At 62.8% G+C, this 16,735-nt stretch carries 12 protein-coding genes; 4 read left to right on the forward strand and 8 right to left on the reverse strand.

All coding sequences use genetic code 11. From position 1 onward, the window contains the following. Positions 1 to 244 precede the first annotated feature (244 nt). From HD593_RS03215 to HD593_RS03230, 4 genes are read right to left on the reverse strand one after another with little or no spacing between them, the layout of a single operon-like run. Positions 245 to 3,577 carry a DEAD/DEAH box helicase gene (locus tag HD593_RS03215; RefSeq protein WP_185100637.1) on the reverse strand — a complete coding sequence of 1,111 codons (3,333 nt, stop codon included), beginning with the start codon at positions 3,575 to 3,577 and terminating at the stop codon, positions 245 to 247. A gap of 2 nt (positions 3,578 to 3,579) precedes the next feature. Further along, positions 3,580 to 6,498, reverse strand: a complete 2,919-nt coding sequence (locus tag HD593_RS03220) for a DUF1156 domain-containing protein (protein ID WP_185100638.1) — start codon at positions 6,496 to 6,498, stop codon at positions 3,580 to 3,582. Between the two features lie 12 nt (positions 6,499 to 6,510). After that, the gene (locus tag HD593_RS03225) at positions 6,511 to 6,990 is read right to left on the reverse strand and encodes a DUF7680 family protein (protein ID WP_185100639.1); all 480 of its coding nucleotides are present in this window, start codon (positions 6,988 to 6,990) and stop codon (positions 6,511 to 6,513) included. Then, positions 6,987 to 10,262 (reverse strand): ATP-binding protein, encoded by a 3,276-nt coding sequence (locus HD593_RS03230; protein ID WP_185100640.1) that lies wholly within the window; start codon positions 10,260 to 10,262, stop codon positions 6,987 to 6,989. The genes HD593_RS03225 and HD593_RS03230 overlap by 4 nt, the downstream gene beginning before the upstream one ends. A 996-nt stretch (positions 10,263 to 11,258) precedes the next feature. Between HD593_RS03230 and HD593_RS03235 the strand changes: the two genes are divergently transcribed. Continuing rightward, complete coding sequence (locus HD593_RS03235; RefSeq protein ID WP_185100641.1) at positions 11,259 to 11,792, forward strand: hypothetical protein; 534 nt, start codon at positions 11,259 to 11,261, stop codon at positions 11,790 to 11,792. Positions 11,793 to 11,843: 51 nt separating this feature from the next. Here HD593_RS03235 and HD593_RS61040 read toward each other — a convergent pair whose 3' ends face one another. Then, positions 11,844 to 12,095, reverse strand: a complete 252-nt coding sequence (locus HD593_RS61040) for a GntR family transcriptional regulator (RefSeq protein ID WP_185100642.1) — start codon at positions 12,093 to 12,095, stop codon at positions 11,844 to 11,846. A gap of 332 nt (positions 12,096 to 12,427) precedes the next feature. On the opposite strand from HD593_RS61040, the gene HD593_RS03245 reads away from it, so the two are divergent. Continuing rightward, a complete protein-coding gene (locus tag HD593_RS03245) occupies positions 12,428 to 12,721 on the forward strand; it encodes a hypothetical protein (protein WP_185100643.1) in 294 nt (97 codons plus the stop codon). On the opposite strand, the gene HD593_RS03250 is transcribed toward HD593_RS03245, so the two are convergent. From HD593_RS03250 to HD593_RS03260, 3 genes are all read right to left on the reverse strand, one after another. Further along, the gene (locus HD593_RS03250; RefSeq protein WP_185100644.1) at positions 12,709 to 13,275 is read right to left on the reverse strand and encodes an AAA family ATPase; all 567 of its coding nucleotides are present in this window, start codon (positions 13,273 to 13,275) and stop codon (positions 12,709 to 12,711) included. The genes HD593_RS03245 and HD593_RS03250 overlap by 13 nt on opposite strands. Next, positions 13,272 to 14,003: a P-loop nucleotide/nucleoside kinase family protein gene (locus HD593_RS03255; RefSeq protein WP_246546238.1), complete on the reverse strand. Its 732-nt coding sequence runs from the start codon at positions 14,001 to 14,003 to the stop codon at positions 13,272 to 13,274. The genes HD593_RS03250 and HD593_RS03255 overlap by 4 nt, the downstream gene beginning before the upstream one ends. Positions 14,004 to 14,547: 544 nt before the next feature. Next, on the reverse strand, positions 14,548 to 14,913 hold the full coding sequence (locus HD593_RS03260) for a winged helix-turn-helix domain-containing protein (protein WP_185100646.1): 366 nt from the start codon (positions 14,911 to 14,913) through the stop codon (positions 14,548 to 14,550). Between the two features lie 152 nt (positions 14,914 to 15,065). Between HD593_RS03260 and HD593_RS03265 the strand changes: the two genes are divergently transcribed. Continuing rightward, positions 15,066 to 15,395, forward strand: coding sequence for an SCO3933 family regulatory protein (locus HD593_RS03265; protein WP_185100647.1), 330 nt, complete (start codon positions 15,066 to 15,068; stop codon positions 15,393 to 15,395). Further along, on the forward strand, positions 15,388 to 16,722 hold the full coding sequence (locus HD593_RS03270; protein WP_185100648.1) for an FtsK/SpoIIIE domain-containing protein: 1,335 nt from the start codon (positions 15,388 to 15,390) through the stop codon (positions 16,720 to 16,722). The genes HD593_RS03265 and HD593_RS03270 overlap by 8 nt, the downstream gene beginning before the upstream one ends. The last annotated feature ends 13 nt before the right edge of the window (positions 16,723 to 16,735 follow it).

Below are 16,735 nucleotides of genomic sequence, written 5' to 3' on the forward strand. Positions count from 1 at the left end.
TCCCTGGAACAGGCAGCTCGACAATCGCTGATCGACACGTCAGCGATAGGAGAGAGCCCCTCTCCGGCTACATGTGATTTGAGCTGGAGAAACTACTCACGGACAGTCCGCGCCAGGAAGATCGTCGAGCACCGCTGCTGGCGTCTCGCGCCAAATCTCGTTGATCCCGGCACTCCTACGGAACAGCGGCGAGGGTCTCCTCTATGCAACCGAGCTGAGGTTGGAGACCGGAGGGAGCTGCTAATTAGCCGGTTGGAGTGATCCAATCCGCCATCTGTCGCTCATCGGGTTCGCGGGGGAGGAGGGAGGCCAACTCGGGTGACCCATAAGTCAGGAAAATGAGGTCGCTGTCGCTGCTGGCGTCCCAGACGTCGCGGTCGAATGTTACGGGAACTGAGGCTGTGGGTGGCTGACCCAAGTAGTGCTCGATGGATATCGCGCCGTCGGAACGTCTGAAGGACACACGGGCGTCACGCGCAATGAAGAGGTTGTAGATACCGGGGCGTTCGTCGTCTGGGGTCAGCCAGCGGCCTGAGAGAAGGTTGTTCGTGAGGTTGGTGGCAAGGACTGGCGGAGTGATGTCTCCTACCAGGTTCGGTGGAGTCTTGATGGTGATGCCGTCATCGGGGGTGCCGAGGTCGTCGGTGCTGACGGGCTGGTTGTTGATGCCGTCGATTTGGGTTCGGATGCTCGCGATCTCGCTGGCGATGACTTCGTCGCTGAGATTTGCGGCAAGGACGAGGCCTTCGATGACCTTCTCTACAGTGCCAAGGACAGGTGCAGCGCCGCCGACTATGTTGGTGAAGTCGTCGTAGTCCTCCTTGATGCCCATGTAGACCTGCTCCTCCACAGTGTCTCGGTAGAAGTAGTTGCTGATCTGGAGATCCTTGAAGGCAGCGCCGATACGGTCGATGCGACCGATGCGCTGCTCGACGCGCATCAGATTCCAGGGCATGTCGTAGTTGATGAGGCGGCCCGACGTCTGCAGGTTGAGGCCCTCACTCATCGAGTCGGTACCGATCAGGACTTCGATACTGCGGTTGCGGAACCGGTTCTTGATCTCAGCTTTGGTAACCGGGTTCCACTTTCCTGCGACCGGATCGTAGATCTCGCCGCCGCGACCGGAGTAGCAGCCGAGCTTGTTGTAGCCGGCGGCCAGGAGGCGCTCGCGGACGTAGTCCATGGTGTCGGTGTACTGAGTGAAGACCACCGCGGAGTCATACGTCTTGAACGACTCGGCCAGATCCTCGACGAGCTGCTTGGCCTTCGTGTCCTCACCGGTTAGGTCGCCGAGGTCGTTGAGGAAGGAGCGGAGCTCGCCGATCTCCTCCTTTAGGCGGTCGGCGCGGACGTCGAAAGCCTCGGGGTCGAAGAGAGAGCTCTCCAGGTCAGCACCATCGTCGTCTGTGAGGAGGTCGGCCAGGCTCTTGCCCTGCTCAAGTACGTCGAGGCGGCGCTGGAGAGACTGCTTGATCGCTTCGAAGGAGGAAGTCAGCCGGCGCCGGTAGACAGTCATGATGAAACCGAGGGCCCTGGTGGCCTTGTCGGACTTGTAGGCGTTGTAGTGGCGGCGGATGTACTCCTCAATACGGTCATACAGCGTCCGCTCGTTCGGAGCCAGGCAGATGAACTCGTCGCTGACGTGTCGATACGGGATGACGACCGAGGCAGGGATGATGCCGGCCGCTTGGTAGGCCCGCATGGTCTTGCGGGTGTTGCGGAAGACTCGATCGCGCATTGGAGTGTGCCGGCGAGCCCACTTATCCATCCACTCGGAGGTGGCATCGGGGAACTGTGCCCTGAGGTCAGGCGAGGGTGGGTTGCCAGCCATCCCGATCACCGTCAACGCGTCGGCCCATCCGAGTGCATCACTGACCTGCTGCTCCAGCTCGTGGTCGTGTTCAGCGAGCGGGTCGGAGAAGTAATCCTCCAACATGTCGCAGATGAGCTTCCAGCCGCGCCTCTTGGGCGGGTCGCCGAGATAGGTGAAGTACTGGGTGAAGAAGAACGCCTGCTCACCCCATTTGCCTGGCAGCCCGAGGAGCTCGATGAGGTCCCAGGCCTCGTGGGGGTGCATCTGCATCGGGGTCGCCGAAGCCAGGTAGAGCGCACGCCATAGGTCGCGCTTCTTCATCTCCTGGAGCAGTGTGAGCAGGGAATTGGGAGTGTCGGTCGCCTTGGAACCGCGGCGGCGGGCGTGGTGGGCCTCATCAACAAGGACGACATCCCATGGTCCAGCGTCAAGGATCTCGCTACGGCGAGTGCGGCGCCGAGCGAGGTGGGAGGAGGCAAGCACAATCGGAAAGGCCGACCACGGGTTGGCATTCAGATCGGTCTCAAGGGGCTGGTCGAACCGGTCGACGAAATTGCCCTTGTCGTAGCGGGCGACGTCGAGGTTCATCTTCTCGTGGAGTTCTTCCTGCCACTGTTTCATCACCGAGGCCGGCACTAGAAGCAAGGCGTTCCTTGCTCTGCCGGAGGTGAAGAGCTCGCGTAACACCAAGCCGGCCTCGACGGTCTTGCCGAGGCCAACCTCGTCGGCCAAGAGATAGCCTCGCGGGTACGTCGACACCACCCGGTGGATCAGCTCGGCCTGATGTGGTAGAGGCTGAGCCCACGCTGTACCCACGCCAGTCCATGCGGACGCCTTCGGCGCATCCCGGAGTGCAACCAGCTCGTCCCAGGCCGCCTGGATATCGACGTCCATCTCGACAGGCGGAGTCTTACGATCCGTCTCCTCAGGCCTCGGCTGCGGTATAAGAGCGTCGGAGGGAAACGGCGGAGCGTCAGGAGCGTGCTCAATCAGGTGTTCTCGGACGGCGGTGGGCAGGTCGATGACCGCCCAACCTTTGTCGGGGTGGCCGCGCCAGTGCTGATCGAAGGCTCGCTCCTTGGGCTTGCCGTAGTCCTCCCAGGACTCGGTACGCCAGGAGCGGTAGGCGTCGAAGGTTTCATGGTTTTTCACCCATGCGGTGACCGAGGCATTGTTGGAGCCGCTGAATGCGACCTTTTGGCCGTAACGGTCTGTGAAGATGCCGTACTTGGTATGGAAGTAGCGGCCCGACTCCTGATGAGTAAGCAAGTGGCCATGCTTGTCGATCGGAACGCCGACTCGGATGTGGAGCCGGTTGTTGGCGACCATCCAAGCCAGCACGCTGAGATGCTGACTCTGCACGATCTTCGTGCCTTCCAGGCCAGGATCAGCCAGTAGACGCTCGGCGACCACATCGTCAAGTGGGGCGCCGGACAGCACCGCATCGACGTCCTTCTTGCCGAGCTGGGCACCGACGATGAGTCTCATCACGCCACCACGGGCGATGAAGTACGCCGTGCCCTGTGCGGCAAACTGCAGCTCTGCCCCTGACCAGTAGCCGACTGCACGGTCATAGGTGACGGCCCGGGAAAGCAACGGCTCATAGAACGTCTCGAACGGTGTGTCGTCGGGCGAGTACATCGCCTTAAGCGTCACGCTACGGAACGAGTCCTCGGCCGTGGCTGGATTGTATTCAAAGAGACTTTCCGGTGCCATTGGCTCGGCAGCAGCACCGGGAAACAGGGCAGCGTCGTCCTCAGCCAACCTCACTCCATTTCGAAGAGCGTGCCGGGCTTGTCGTCATGCATGGCCAGGTTGACGGGCTCGGGCAGGGCCACGTCAGGGAAATAGAGTGTGCACATCGTGTCAAGACGACCCGCCTCGGGCACCGCCCACCCAACCTTGACCTTCGTACGGGGAATCGCGTTGACAAGACCCTGCAATACGGCGGTGAATCCAGCGTCGCTGGTGTAGCCATGCTTGTCGAGAAACCTCTTAGCTGCTGCCCAGTTGTCGTGTTCGGCGATGTAAAGGGCTGTGTCAACCGCGTCGATGACGTTCGCGAAGGACTCTGCGTCCGGACGTACTCCGGGAAGATCGCGCTCGGCACCACGCCGCACTCGCTCGCTGGGCGTCAGGAGCTTGACTGTGCCAGATCCCTTCATGAGAATCTTCGCGCGCTCAAGCTTGTCCACATCCAGACCGCCCACCGCCAGGGCAAGCAGGCGAGCTGTGTCGTACGGGAACTCCCTGGCCGCGAACGTGTCCCAAGCAAGAAGGACGAAGTCGGTCAGAGTGTCGGACTTCGCGCCCTGTCCAATCAGCCTTGCCCGACGAAGGTCGACGATCTCCTCCCGAGCCAGGGACAATGCGTCCTCGGGCCGAAGAAGTTGGTCGCGCCCGTTCTCGTCCGGTGTCGAGGAGTACACAGGCCAGCGACGCGAGATGACAGATAGCGTTGGCCCATAGGTTGAGAGTAGAAGGTCGACTCCGCCGATGCCATCGTTCTGAAACCGAAGTACCGCATCGCGAGCTGCGAGCCGGATCTCGGCCTCGACATCTTCTAGGTAGATCGGCCCATTGCTCTCATCCTGCTCGCGCTTCCTGCAGGTGAGCATGATGGTGCTATTCGCTGCGTTCTTGTTCTTCTGATGGGACGATGCCTCCGACTCGGTGTTTACCGGCCAGGATGTCTCGATCGTGAAGCCTGCGTCGATGATGGCCGTGCCCAGCGCGTCCCACGCCTCGGCCTTCTTATGTGTGAACATCACGGTCATGACACCGTCCTCTCGCAGAACTCGACTACACTCCGCAAATATTGCGACCATCTTCGCTGTGTAGTCGGCATCCGCAAGTTGCTTCTTCCGTCGCCCGAATGCAGCGAAACGGGCGAAATTGGCGATCGCCTCGTTCTCTTTGTCGGTCTCCGTGTCAGCGAAGAAGTCTGGATAAAGGCGACCGAGCGTTGCTTTCTCCCAGACATAGAAGAAGTCAGACAGTTCTGCGTACATGACGTTGTCGTAGTACGGCGGATCCATGCATAGGTGAGAGACGCTCCCCGACGCCAGCGCGCCGAGATTGGCTGCGGTTCCCTGCGTCACCATGATCGGTGTTTCGATTTGTGGCTCAACCAAAGAATCTGGTGACGTGTGCCCCACCAGTGTAACTAGCTGGTGGTATGCGTCGAGGATCTGATCTAGTACGAAAGAGGGAAGTTCTTGTGAACCCTGGAACTCGGCGAAGGTCCATCTGAACGTGAAGTTGTGCTTTTCGAAGACGCTCCGTGTCTTCTGTCTACCTACATCCCAGGTTGTTTGTCGGGCATTGTAGTTTAGCGCCTTAGCCTGGATCATCCCGAGCACAGTAAGTAGCGCACGCGCCTTCTCCTGTCCAAACTCCTCTTCTGCTTCAGTAAGGAGGCGCTGAAGTTCTTCTGCGAAAATGGCGTGGACAACCAACTGACGGTCCGTGAACATTTCTGCCCACTTGGTGATCCCGTATATACGGTGGCCGCGGTCGTAGTTCGAGATCTCGGCAATGTCCTCTGTTGGGAGACAGCCAGACGCCTCCCAGCTAGCCCGATGTCTTGCGAGGTAGTCACTGGCGTGTTCGAGACAAGCCACGTCCTCACTGCTTGGCGCCCGATATCCTTTGGTGCGATCAGCCTTGCGGTAGTAAACCGCGTAGAGAACCTGCTCGAACCGATCGGACCGGGCCTCGTTCTTGATGTAAGTGTCATCAATCGCAAGGTCGTCATAAGGGCTGCGGGCGGTGCCGCCAGTCATCAGCCCGGCAGAGGGGTCGAAGTTGATCTCGTCGCCCCGAACAATCTCGAAGATGGGCTCGCTCAGGAGGTTGCCGTTTTGGTCGTGCACGACGATCCGCACGGCTGTCTCGCGGCCCTTGGCCTTATCGAGCCACTGATCAGTGATGAGCGGTACAAGACCGCCCGTGCGCGGGCAGCGGACGGCGTTCGCCCAGATATAGGTAAGGTACTTCTCGCCCTTTTCGTAGACGAAGAACTTGCTAAGCCTCTCTTCGACCCTGCTACGCCAACGTTCCCCGTACTTTTTGAGCTCAGGCGTCAGCTCGTGACCGAACCGGACGGGGATCTCGACCCCGGCCTTCAGAAGTGTGGCGGCTACCGCGTTAAGGTCATTCGCCGCGGTAGGGAGACCGAACCGAGCTGAGACGAAAGGGATGGATCCGCCTCCTGCGGTTGGGTCCGCCACCAACGGCAGGGAGCCACCCCAGGTGTGACGCAATACCTTGTGGAGAAGTGCCATGTCGCCAGGACTCGGTAGGTTCTTGAAGGCGGGACGGTACCCGTATGCGGCTGCACCCAGTGTCTGCCCTCGCTCAGTGGCAGCAGCGATCCGTCGGCGTGCGGCAATGGGGTCGCCCCAGATCCCAGCCAACTTTAGAACCCAGAGTTTGTAGGCTGCCGGGTTCGACAACTCAGGATGGTCAGGAAAGACGTTGCTCAGCTCTGGGCTCCATGCAGGTAGCAGGCCTGCTAATACGACTGCGGACGACGCCACCAGCGGACGGCGAGCCCACCATACGTGAAGTGCCTTGAGCTTCGGAAACTGACCTGGGATGGGGGCCGCTTCGCGACGGGATTCAATGCCGAGCTCAGCGACGGGGAGCCAGTCCTCGATGAGGACACGCGGTTTGGTGCTCATGAGGTGGCTCTTTCAGTCGCCGGAGAGGAGGGTGCGGAGGGCCTTACGGGCGCGATTAGCGTCAATGCCAATGCACTTGGAGTACCAGTAATAGGTCTCCTCGGTGCTCATGGCGTTGATGCCGGCGACGAGTGCACGGACGCGCTCGTGCTTGGCAATGGGCTGGGTGGCCATCAAAATCAGGGCCAGGCGTACGCCATAGGATTCGGTGAGCCGAATCGGTGCTTTCCGGGTGAAGGTCAGCACACTGGGCTGGTGGCCCGATCCCCTGATAGCTGCAATGAGGGCGTCGATGATGCGTCCCGTCTGCTGCGGGGTGAGGGCGACGACGGCCGTAGCAAGGACAGAGCCAGCTTCGCCGTAGGTCTCCTCGATAGTGAGGCCGTAGGTCTCGCCACGGCCGGGGTGCACGATGAGACGGAAACCACGGACGCCCGTGACTGCAGCGAGCCGACGACTCAAGGCAGTCGTCACGTTTTGGGAGGCGGTCACTTGGTCACCTCTGCGGTCATGGTCGTGCTCTTCATGCCGAGCTTCTTGATGACGTCATGGATCTGCGCGAACTGCGGGTCGTCGACGTCGAGTGCTGGGTCGAACCGGAAGGTGAGGGTGATGTCGCCGACCACCTTCGTTGCGGCGGTGAGCGCCTTCTTGGCGTGGCCATAGGCCACCTGGAAGTCGGCGCGCTCGGCGGTGCCTTGGAACTGGATGCCGCCTCCGGTGAGACCCTTGTACTCTGCGCGGATGGTGGAGCGGACTGTGATGGTCTGTTTCTGCAGCATGCCGAGCGAGAGGACGGCGAGGTCAATGTCGTTCGTGCCAGACGCAGTATCCGCGCCCACCTTCAGGGTGAGAGTCCTGATGGTGCGGATCGCGTAGTCGGAGACAGCATCAAGCAGGGTCTGCATGGCCGCGCCACCGGGACCGGTCGCAGTGAAGGCCTTGGCGGTGGCGATGCGAGTGGGGATCTCGACGCCGATCTCGTCGGCGGCCTCACGGGGAAGGACGTAGAGGGTGTCAAGGCCCTTATCCTTAATCGCCGAGGGTGAGAGCGCCCGGATGCCAGCGGCAGGTGCGGTGTCGGTGACAACGAACCAGGTGTACTCGCTGGACTGGACGGCGGTGGCCAGCAAGTCGAGCACATCGGTCTTGGAAGGTTCGCCGCCGCAGACGGCCTCAAGGCGGGTGCGGACATCGGCTCCGGTGAGCTGGTCGCCGGTGAGTACCGAGCGAAGGTCAGTCTGTGTGGGTTTACGGACCAGCAGGCCACGCTTCTGTGCCTCGGCCATGGTCATGACCTCGGCGTCGGCACTAAAGGTGATCGACATACCAGCCTGACTGTGGGCCGTGTAGGCCTTGCCACTGGCCGAGTCGTAGTAGACCCAGTTGTCGTGGCTAACGCCGTTGACGATTGCGTCACGCAGCAGGGAGGTATTGCGGACAATGGAGGCCTTGTGGTCGGACCAGAAGTAGTCGGCGATCGCTGCCGTGTTCGTGGCCTCTTTGTTGGCCCAGGTGCGGCTGCGTAAGAAGGCGGCGGTGAACGGGCTGGTACGGATTTTTTCCTCGTCGGTCAGCAGGGTGATGACTGCGGAGGTGGTGTTCTTCGGGTCGCCCTGGGACTGGGCGGGAAGCTCTCGGTGGCGAAGGTAGCCAGTGGCCTTCTCGTCGGCCGGGTAGTAAATGTGCTTAAAGCATCGGGTGACCGCGATTCGTGCCTTGAGGTGGGCCTCCTTGTCGTAGGCCTCGACCTTCTTGCGCACCTCCTCGCTGAACTGACCCAGGCGGAGGGTATCGGTGGCGAGGTTATTAGAAGCGATCAGGGCACGTGCACGATCCTTGAGCACGTGTACTTGCTCGGCGTCGGCCAAGGCGAAAACCAGAGAGTTGCGGTACTTACGCGGCGCACCGACCGAGCCAACCTTGTCGAGCATCTCTACGATCTGTGCCGGTGGCTGATCGGCGTGGGCTGGGTCGACAGTAACGACATCGTGGTCAAGTACGACTACACGCAGCGAGTCCTTGTCCGGGATTTCAATGGGGCCTGATGGGAAATGGATTGCGGTGACGCCGCCGTCATTGGCGAACGCTTTCTGTATCAGGCTATCGACTTCCGCGGCCACCGCGGTGTTGGCGACGTTGCGCTTCTCGGTCTCGATGATGGCGTTGACGTTGGGCTCGATATTGAAGCGCCAGCGAGCACCGTCGTACGACAGATGCCAGAAGACCTTCTCCGACTCGGTCAGTGCCTTCTCGAAGATAGTGGCGTCCTCACCAGGACGCAGGGTGCCGACCAGCCAGTCATTGCGGCCTGCCCCTGCAGTGGACACCATCTCTAGGGAGTGGGTGAATACGGTGCGAGCTACGCGGGTGGCGTACGCGGGCTTGCCGGGGAAGACGTCGGCGTCGACGACAGCGGCGTGAGATGCCTTAGAAGCGAAGTCGCCCTTGGCTACGCCCGCGTACTCGGCGCGGCCGAGGCCGTCGGTGAGGTGGTTGAGGACTGGCTCGTTGGAATAGTCAATGTCGCCGACGTTGATGATCGCCGTGTTGTCGTTGGTGGCGTAGATGTTGGCCACAACCTCAGCCAGGAGCTTTAGGGCGCCGCGAGCGCGCTGGAACTCGGTTATGTTGCCCAGGCGCTTGTCGAGGACGCGAACCAGCTCGGGGTGAAACGGGTAGCTCTTGGTGACCAAATCGCCGTAGGAAGCCGGGTGCTCGGCGCCGCCGGCGAGCTGCTCGGTCTTGGCGAGCTTTTCGTAAAAGTCCCGGTAAGCATCCCCAGCTGCTTTGGCGGCATCCTCGTCCACAGAGCCGAAGATGCGCTTCTTGAGGATTTCGCCGATTTCGTTGTCATCGGCTGGCTTGATCACCGCGCTCGGCTGCACTGCGCGGGTCAGCACATCGCCAATCTCCTGGGCGGCCTTGACCGAGACTGCGTTAGCGGCGTCTGTCTTCTCTTTCTCTTCACCGGTTAACTCGCTGATCTCGGTGGTCTCCGCGCCGAACGCGTTGGTGGTCGCGGCCAGGGTGATGATGACCGAGACTCTGTTGGTCGGATCGGAGGCGACTTCGAAGAGGTTGCCAAGGAAGACCGGTAACGCGCCGGCCATGCGCCGTACGTCCTCGCTTCCGGAGGAGGCCACCGCGCGCAGATGCTTGGCTAACTCATCGATGATCACGACCGTTGGCTTGCCGCCGAAGGCTGCCCTGATCGTGGCGGTGCCCGGAGCGGTGCGTTGAATCTCGTTCGCCTCCATCGCTGCGAACGCCTCATCGCCGATCTGGGCGGCCATCTCACCCCACATCGTGTACGTGCGATGGCCGTTGGTGTCGATACCCGCTGTTGGATCGAGCGCGTCGCCGACCAGCGCCGCGATCTGGACCGGGCCGTCGGGAAGCAGGTTTAGGTCGAGGAACTCAGTAATGTTCGACGGCCGAGCACCCTTGGCGAGGTGATAGACGGCGGTCAGACCATGGGTCTTACCACCACCAAACGAGGTTGTCGGGCGCAGTACGCCGTTCTCCCCCGAGACGCCCTTCACTCCGCTGAGACGACCGAAAGTCTTGGAGAGCAGCGTCTTCAGACCGCTCGTGGGGTAGGTGTGCGCGAAGAATGCTTCCGCGTTGCCGTACACCGGATAATGCTCCGCGTCGCGGACCACCTTGTCCAGCTGAGCTGCGAAGTGGTTGTCCGCCAACCCGCCTTCGAGGACGTCGTCGCGAGGATGACATACCTCGCGGAGCGGTACCAGATGTGCCACAAGCCTCCACCCCACCGTTTCTAGCGCGCTCAAGAGCTCCAGCAGCGTAAGTTGTTCCCCAAATCTGCCGAACCTTGACATGACATCAGACGACGCTGGGGAGTGGCAGAGGTGTCGTTAAGTGATGATCATTCTGCGTCTAAGTCGTTATTTGACACGTCGGTCACAGGGTGCACTGTCAGGCTTGGGGAGCTTGAAGCGCAAGCATGCACTGATCCTGGCTATGAAAATCTGGGCAGCTTGTCCTGCTAATACCGAAATGCGAAGTGTCCCATCTCATGTCCTAATTGAGTGGAGATGGGATGAGTGATCCTTTTACGGCAGGTGCGGACTATGGGGTCGTCGATCTCTCACCTCGGCCGTGGTCATCCGGTGGCAAGGACAGACGAAGTCGGTCCGCGGCAGCCGATCGCCCCGGCCCCGTACGCTGAGAACCAGAGTGAGCGATCGTCACGGCCGGACTGAACGATTGCGTTGGGGGATGACCGGCCGAGGCCCTTCTGTCCATGCAGAGGGCCGGGGCAATGCCCAGAGTGGGCCGCTTCTGCCTCGACAGTCGCTCGGGTGAGGAAGAGGCGGAGGAGAGGTCGAACATCCGCGCGCACTATGGTGATTTCTGATCGCTGAAGGTTGGTGGGTCTGTGCCGCTGATTGTCATGTGCGCGTGGGCGGTGCTGGCCCGGACCGGCCGAAGAGCCGCAGCCGGGCCAGCTTGCCGCCGGCGCGCGGCCGAGGCGCCGCGGGCGGCTCGGCTCTTGAAACCGTAGAGAAAGTTCTCATCCGGCTGATCGCTTGACCTTGTCCTGTCTCGCTTGATGGTTGACCTCTGGCCTCGATGCAGTCGTGCAATGGCCGGCCGTCAGGCTCCTCCAGATAGGCGTCGTACGTTGCGTCCGGCTTCGGCGAGAGTCGTGGCCCTTGTCGGGAGTGCCACAGCCGATGCAGGTTGTCTGCATCAGGCGCTACCTCCGATGGCAGGGGCTAAGATCTTTTGTTGTGAGCGGAGAGGCCTTAGATGAGCGCACCCGCGTGGGCAGCGGCCTGGAGGTCGTGATCGACTCGACAGTGGGGACTGCTGACCTTCATCCGGCCTATGGGTACGCTCTCGACCTACTGAGCACCCTGAACGAGGTCATCAGAGCGGTGAGAATCGCTCAGCAGATCAAGGAGCGTGTGGGCGCACTCGAAGAGCTCCCCGTCGAGGTGGACACCTTCAGCAGGGAGGTGATCGAACTTCTTGAGCTGATGGTCTATCGGGAGTCGGTCGGAGTGGTTTCCCGGGGAAACGTCCACCTCCGCTCCATCTCCATGAACTCTCCGCTCACGCTGGAGCTGGTAACCACGGGTGCCGGGGGCGCGGGCGTGATCTCCGCGGTTGTGTATCTGTTCAGGAACCCGGACAAGATCGGCTCGTGGTTTCCTAGACTGCAAGCCTCCTGGTACAACGGCCGCGCCGAAGCGGAGAAGGCCAGGAGGGCGTACGAGAAGCTGCGCAAGGCTCGTACGCGGATGCGGGAACTTGATCGCTGATCACAGACCCCTCCGAGCTGCGAGTACGTGTCGATGTTCGTACCCCGGGGTTCAGGTGCCTTCGGGGGAGACTTCGCCGGGTGGGCTGACGAAGCTGCCGAGGTTGGGGACGGTGTAGATCAGGCCTTCCTCGCGAAGCTGGCGGATCGCCTTGCGGATGGTGTCGCGGGCGACGCCGAACTCCTGAACCAGCCGCACTTCGGAGACGAGGTACTTTGGCGGGTATTCGCCGCTGCTGATGCGTGCGCGAAGGACGTCGGCGATCTGCTGCCAGCGGGGGCGGTCAGGCTCGAACTCGATCACAGGGTCAAGGGTAGAAAGGGACTTCTAAGGGTCTTCACGCGCCTATAGGGATCTATCGCTATCCCTCGGTACCCCTAGGGGTAGACAGGCTCGCTTACTCGTGCCTACCCTCGTGGTATGGCACTACCTGGTCATGACCTGGACGCGCTTCGCGTCGCCTTCCCTGCTTGGTCGATCTTCCGTAGTGACGCCGGGGCCTACTATGCGAGCCGGCGCGCGGTCCGCCTCAGTGCCCGGGAGCTCGATGCGGGTTTCCGGCAGACGGTAAGCGCGGACGATGCGGAGACCTTCGTCTCGCTGCTCCAGGCTCAAGCCGAACTGGTGGTGAGGTCATGAGCGCCCCGCCCTCGCACTTCGAGTATCACGGCGATCATCCCGCTCGCCCTCACGACCGGGCGCTACGGGTGCGCTGGCAGAAGAGCGAGGATCGCTGCGCCAAGGTGCGGGTACGGGAGCACACGTGTATGTGCCTGCGTCCGGCCTACGAGCTCTGCACGGCAGGCGGCCTGTGGTTCGTCCGGCGCTTCACCGGCAAGGACCTGGAGATTGTGGTCGAGAGCGCGTGGATGTCCGCGCGGGCGGCGCGCACCTTGTGGATGCGGATCATGACCGGTCAGGCGCGTTGACTGCTCGGGATCGTCGTGAGTTCGTCATACGAATCGGCGATCCGCTCGCCGATCTCCGCTGGTGTGACGAGGTCGGTCCGGAAGCGGTGGAGAAAAGGTGGATCGACGTGCTCTTGCAGATCCGCCAGGGTCTCGTCCCACGCCTTCAGCCGCTGCGGGGTGTCACGGTCGCCGCGCTGCCGGGAGCGTTCTTCGCACATCTGACGCGGGATCCACAGCAGGACGGTGAGCCACGGGCCGGTCTCGGCCAGGCGGCGGATGTCCGCGGTGTTCCCGAGGTGGACGATGGGGACGTGGCCAGCGGTGATGAGCTCGGTGATGTGGTGGCGGTCGATGGCGTAGGTGTTGCCGTAGCGACGGGTCTCCAGCATCAGGCGTCCGGCGGCGCGCAGCCGGGCGAGTTCCTCGGCGGTGACGAAGTCGTACTCGGTGCCGCGGCGGTTGCCGGCCTTGAGCTTGCGTACGAGGGCGAACCGCGGGTCGAGCTGGCAAAGGGCAGCGGTGACGGTGCTCTTGCCGCTGGCCGGCGGCCCGTACAGCACGATGCCCCTCATGCGAGGATCCGCTTCAGGGTCTCGCGGGTCTGGTCGGCGAGGCTGATCGCGGCGCCGAGACGGTTGTCGACGGTGATGTGTGCGGTAGGCGGACTGGTGTCGGTGTTGAGGCCGCTGACGTACGTCTGCCAGTTGGCGAGTTTCCACCCGTCACGGGCGGCGCCGCGGAACTCGATGTACTCGCGCATGGACTCGGGGTCGCAGCGCACCCAGACCACGGCGACGTCGATGCCCTTGGCGGCACAGCGGTTGGTGAGGCGGGAGACCCAGTCGGGATCGGCGAGCTCGGCGATGAACGGGGCCGACAGGATGGCCGAGGTGCCGACCTTGAGGTTGTCGAAGGCCGTCTCCATCAGGCATCGGTACTCCAGGGGGCGGACCTCCCGCAGATACAGCTCGGTGTGCCGGTCGTGGGGGTCGCCGCCGAGGGAGATGAGGAGGCGCTCGACCATGGGGCGGGTCAGGGAGTCCTTGTCCAGGAAGGCCCAGCCGGTGATGTCGGACAGGAAGCGGGAGAACTCGGTCTTGCCGGATCCGGCGTAGCCGCCCACGAGGGTGAGGATGGGCTTGGGGCTGCCCTGGCCGTGGCGGCGGCGCCAGGCGTCCACCACCCGGTTGAGCAGGGCGTTCTGCTCGGCGTTGGTGGGGGCGCCGGAGACTTTGACCAAGGCTTCTTCGATCACCTGGGCGGCGGCGTTGTCAATGGCGGGGTCGGTGGGCTGAGGCAAATCCGAGATGGAATTTTCCACTTCGGTTATTTCGCCGGGTAGGGGCAGACGGAAACCAAGGGTGGGTTCGTTCGCTTGATATAGGAGACAATAGGCGCGTCGGTAATGTGGTCCGGGATATACCGATCCCTGCTCGTGTGCCCATAGTGTCTGGAAATTGGCCGCTGGTGCGGTGAGGCCGTGCCGTGCGGCGACCTGGCGTAGCTGGTCACCTGCAGCTTCGAGGGTGAGCCCGTGTGCTTCGCGGTGCTGGCGCAAGATCATGGGTTGCCACCCAGGGCGTTGAATTGTCTTCATCGCATCCTTTTGCGCACGTCGGGAGGGCGGGCGTGTGTAAGCGCATGTGTAACCGCCATGCAGGCAGCAATGCAGAAGCTTAGCTAACGCTCTGTGATACTCACCAGCGCCGATACGCGATGAACTAACGGCATCCCCGCCGGGATAACGACCGACCAGAAAAGGGGTGCCGAAGTGACCGCAAACGAACGGATTCTCGCTGAACTTCAGGCGATAAGGGAAGAAATGGAGGAGCTGGCCTGCCGGGTCAGCGAGATCGCTTCTGCTCTTGGAACACGGCCTTCTCCAGCTCCCCGATCCGGTCGCCGAGAGTCGCCAGGGTGCTCCGCATCTGGGCGAGCTGCTCCATGATGTCCGACGAGGCCGGCTCTTCGAGCGACGCCGCGGCGTCCTCGCGCACGAACACACCCTTGCCCTGCTGGCCGACGATCAGCCCCTCGGTGCGAAGCACGCTGATGGCCGCTTTCACCACGCTGGCGGACACGTCGTAGCGCTGGCAGAGCTGGGCGGTCGAGGGCAGTGCGGCGCCGGGCGCGAGTGAGCCCGTCCTGATCTGCGTACGGAGGTCGTCGGCGATCTGCAGGTAGCCGGGGCGACCGGTCTTCTCGACCATCCCATGCCTTTCACGAGGTCGTCTGACCTCTACTTCAGCACACCCCGCACGACATGCCAACCAAGTCTTCGTGGAATCCCTTGACAACTTAGGATGCCAAGTGTTCCATGAATACTAAGAGTCATAACGCGACTACGTAAGGAACCCGGATCATGCGCACCCTTCCCATCCCTGTCGACACCAGCAAGCTCGCCATCACCTGCGTGAAGGCCCCTCGGCCTCGCGTACTCAACAGGGACACCGGTGAGATCAAGACCGACAAGAAAGGCAACACCGTCTACGAGGTCACCGTCTCCGTCGAGGACGAGTTCGGCCGGATCGAGCTCGTCAAGATCGGCATCAGCGGAGAGCCTCCGATCAAGGCCGGTGACGCCGTCAACGCGGTCGGGCTGCTCGGCTACGTCTGGGAGATGGCCGGCCGCTGGGGCATCTCCTACCGGGCCACCGCCCTGCTCCCGCAGCAGGAGGCCACCAGTGTCTGACCAGCTCTTCCCGCTGCTCGCAGTCCTGGCCGCTTCGGCGGCCGGGCTGTGGGCCTGGCGCCGCTGGCACTACCGGTCGTACTGGCTGGTAGTCGCCTTCCCGCTGACCGCGATCAGCATCCTGGGCACCTGGCGAAAGGTCGCTCTCGGCTGCGGGCTGACCAAGAAGCGGCAGCGCTTCTGGTTCACCACCGTCCCTGGCCTGGTCGCCTCGACCGGCGTCGTCCGCGTCCGGCGCAAGTTCCAGCGCGTCGCCGTGGACACCAAACCGTTCATGTGGCTGCCGCTGCCAACCCGGCACGGCTGGCGAGTCACCCTGCACACCCTGGAAGGACAGATCCCCGCCGACTATGCCGACGTCGCCGAACGCCTCGCGCACTCCTGGGGCGTGCACGCCGTACGCGTCTCCTCCGACAAGCCCGGCCGCGTGCGGCTTGCCGCCACCATCCGCGATCCGCTCGTCAAGGTCGATGAGCTGCCACCGTCCACCGAGCTGCTCAAGGTCACGGTGGGACGGCTGGAGACGGGCAAGCCGTGGGTGGTCGACTTCCGCACCGTCCCGCACTGGATCAACGCGGGCGCCACCCAGTCCGGCAAGTCCAACCTCGCCAACGCGCTCATCGTTGGCCTCGCACCGCAACCGGTCGCTCTGGTCGGCTTCGACCTCAAGGGCGGCGTGGAGTTCACCCCGTACGCACCGCGGCTGTCCGCGCTGGCCACCACACGCGCCGAGTGCGGCGGGCTGCTGGATGACCTGGTGGCGCTCATGACCGACCGCATGGGCGTCTGCCGGATGGCCTCGGCCCGCAACATCTGGCAACTCCCGCCGCACCTGCGGCCGGTGCCGATCGTGGTCCTGGTGGACGAGCTCGCCGAGCTCTACCTGATGGCCGACAAGTCGGAGAAGGACGAGATCGCCAAAACCTCGACCGCACTGCTCCGGATCGCACAGCTCGGCCGGGCGTTCGGCATCTACCTCTTCTGCTGCGGCCAGCGCATCGGCTCCGACCTCGGCCCCGGCGTCACCGCCCTCCGGGCTCAGTGCTCGGGGCGGATCTGCCACCGCGTCAACGATCCCGAGACCGCCACCATGACGCTCGGCGACCTCGACCCCGCCGCGCTCGACTCCGCCCGTGCCATCGCCGCCGAAACACCCGGCGTGGCCATCGTCGCAAGCCAGGACGGCCAGTGGTACCGCGCCCGCTCCTTCTACGTCAGCGAGCAAACCGCCGAACAAGCCGCTCACACCTACGCCGACCGCGCCCCGTCCTGGGCCGAGGTCATGGCCGCACAACCTCATCAACTGCCCGACTCGCAGACCGCCTGAGAGGAGGAACGAG

It is taken from the genome of Nonomuraea rubra, assembly GCF_014207985.1.
Classification (GTDB): Bacteria; Actinomycetota; Actinomycetes; order Streptosporangiales; family Streptosporangiaceae; genus Nonomuraea; species Nonomuraea rubra.

Bases quoted from the DNA above. Each gene is read 5' to 3' on its own strand.
- HD593_RS03245 (WP_185100643.1), top strand. From the start codon at position 12,428: ATGAGCGCCCCGCCCTCGCACTTCGAGTATCACGGCGATCATCCCGCT.
- HD593_RS03220 (WP_185100638.1), bottom strand. From the start codon at position 6,498: ATGAGCACCAAACCGCGTGTCCTCATCGAGGACTGGCTCCCCGTCGCT.
- HD593_RS03250 (WP_185100644.1), bottom strand. From the start codon at position 13,275: ATGAGGGGCATCGTGCTGTACGGGCCGCCGGCCAGCGGCAAGAGCACC.
- HD593_RS03260 (WP_185100646.1), bottom strand. From the start codon at position 14,913: ATGGTCGAGAAGACCGGTCGCCCCGGCTACCTGCAGATCGCCGACGAC.
- HD593_RS03265 (WP_185100647.1), top strand. From the start codon at position 15,066: ATGCGCACCCTTCCCATCCCTGTCGACACCAGCAAGCTCGCCATCACC.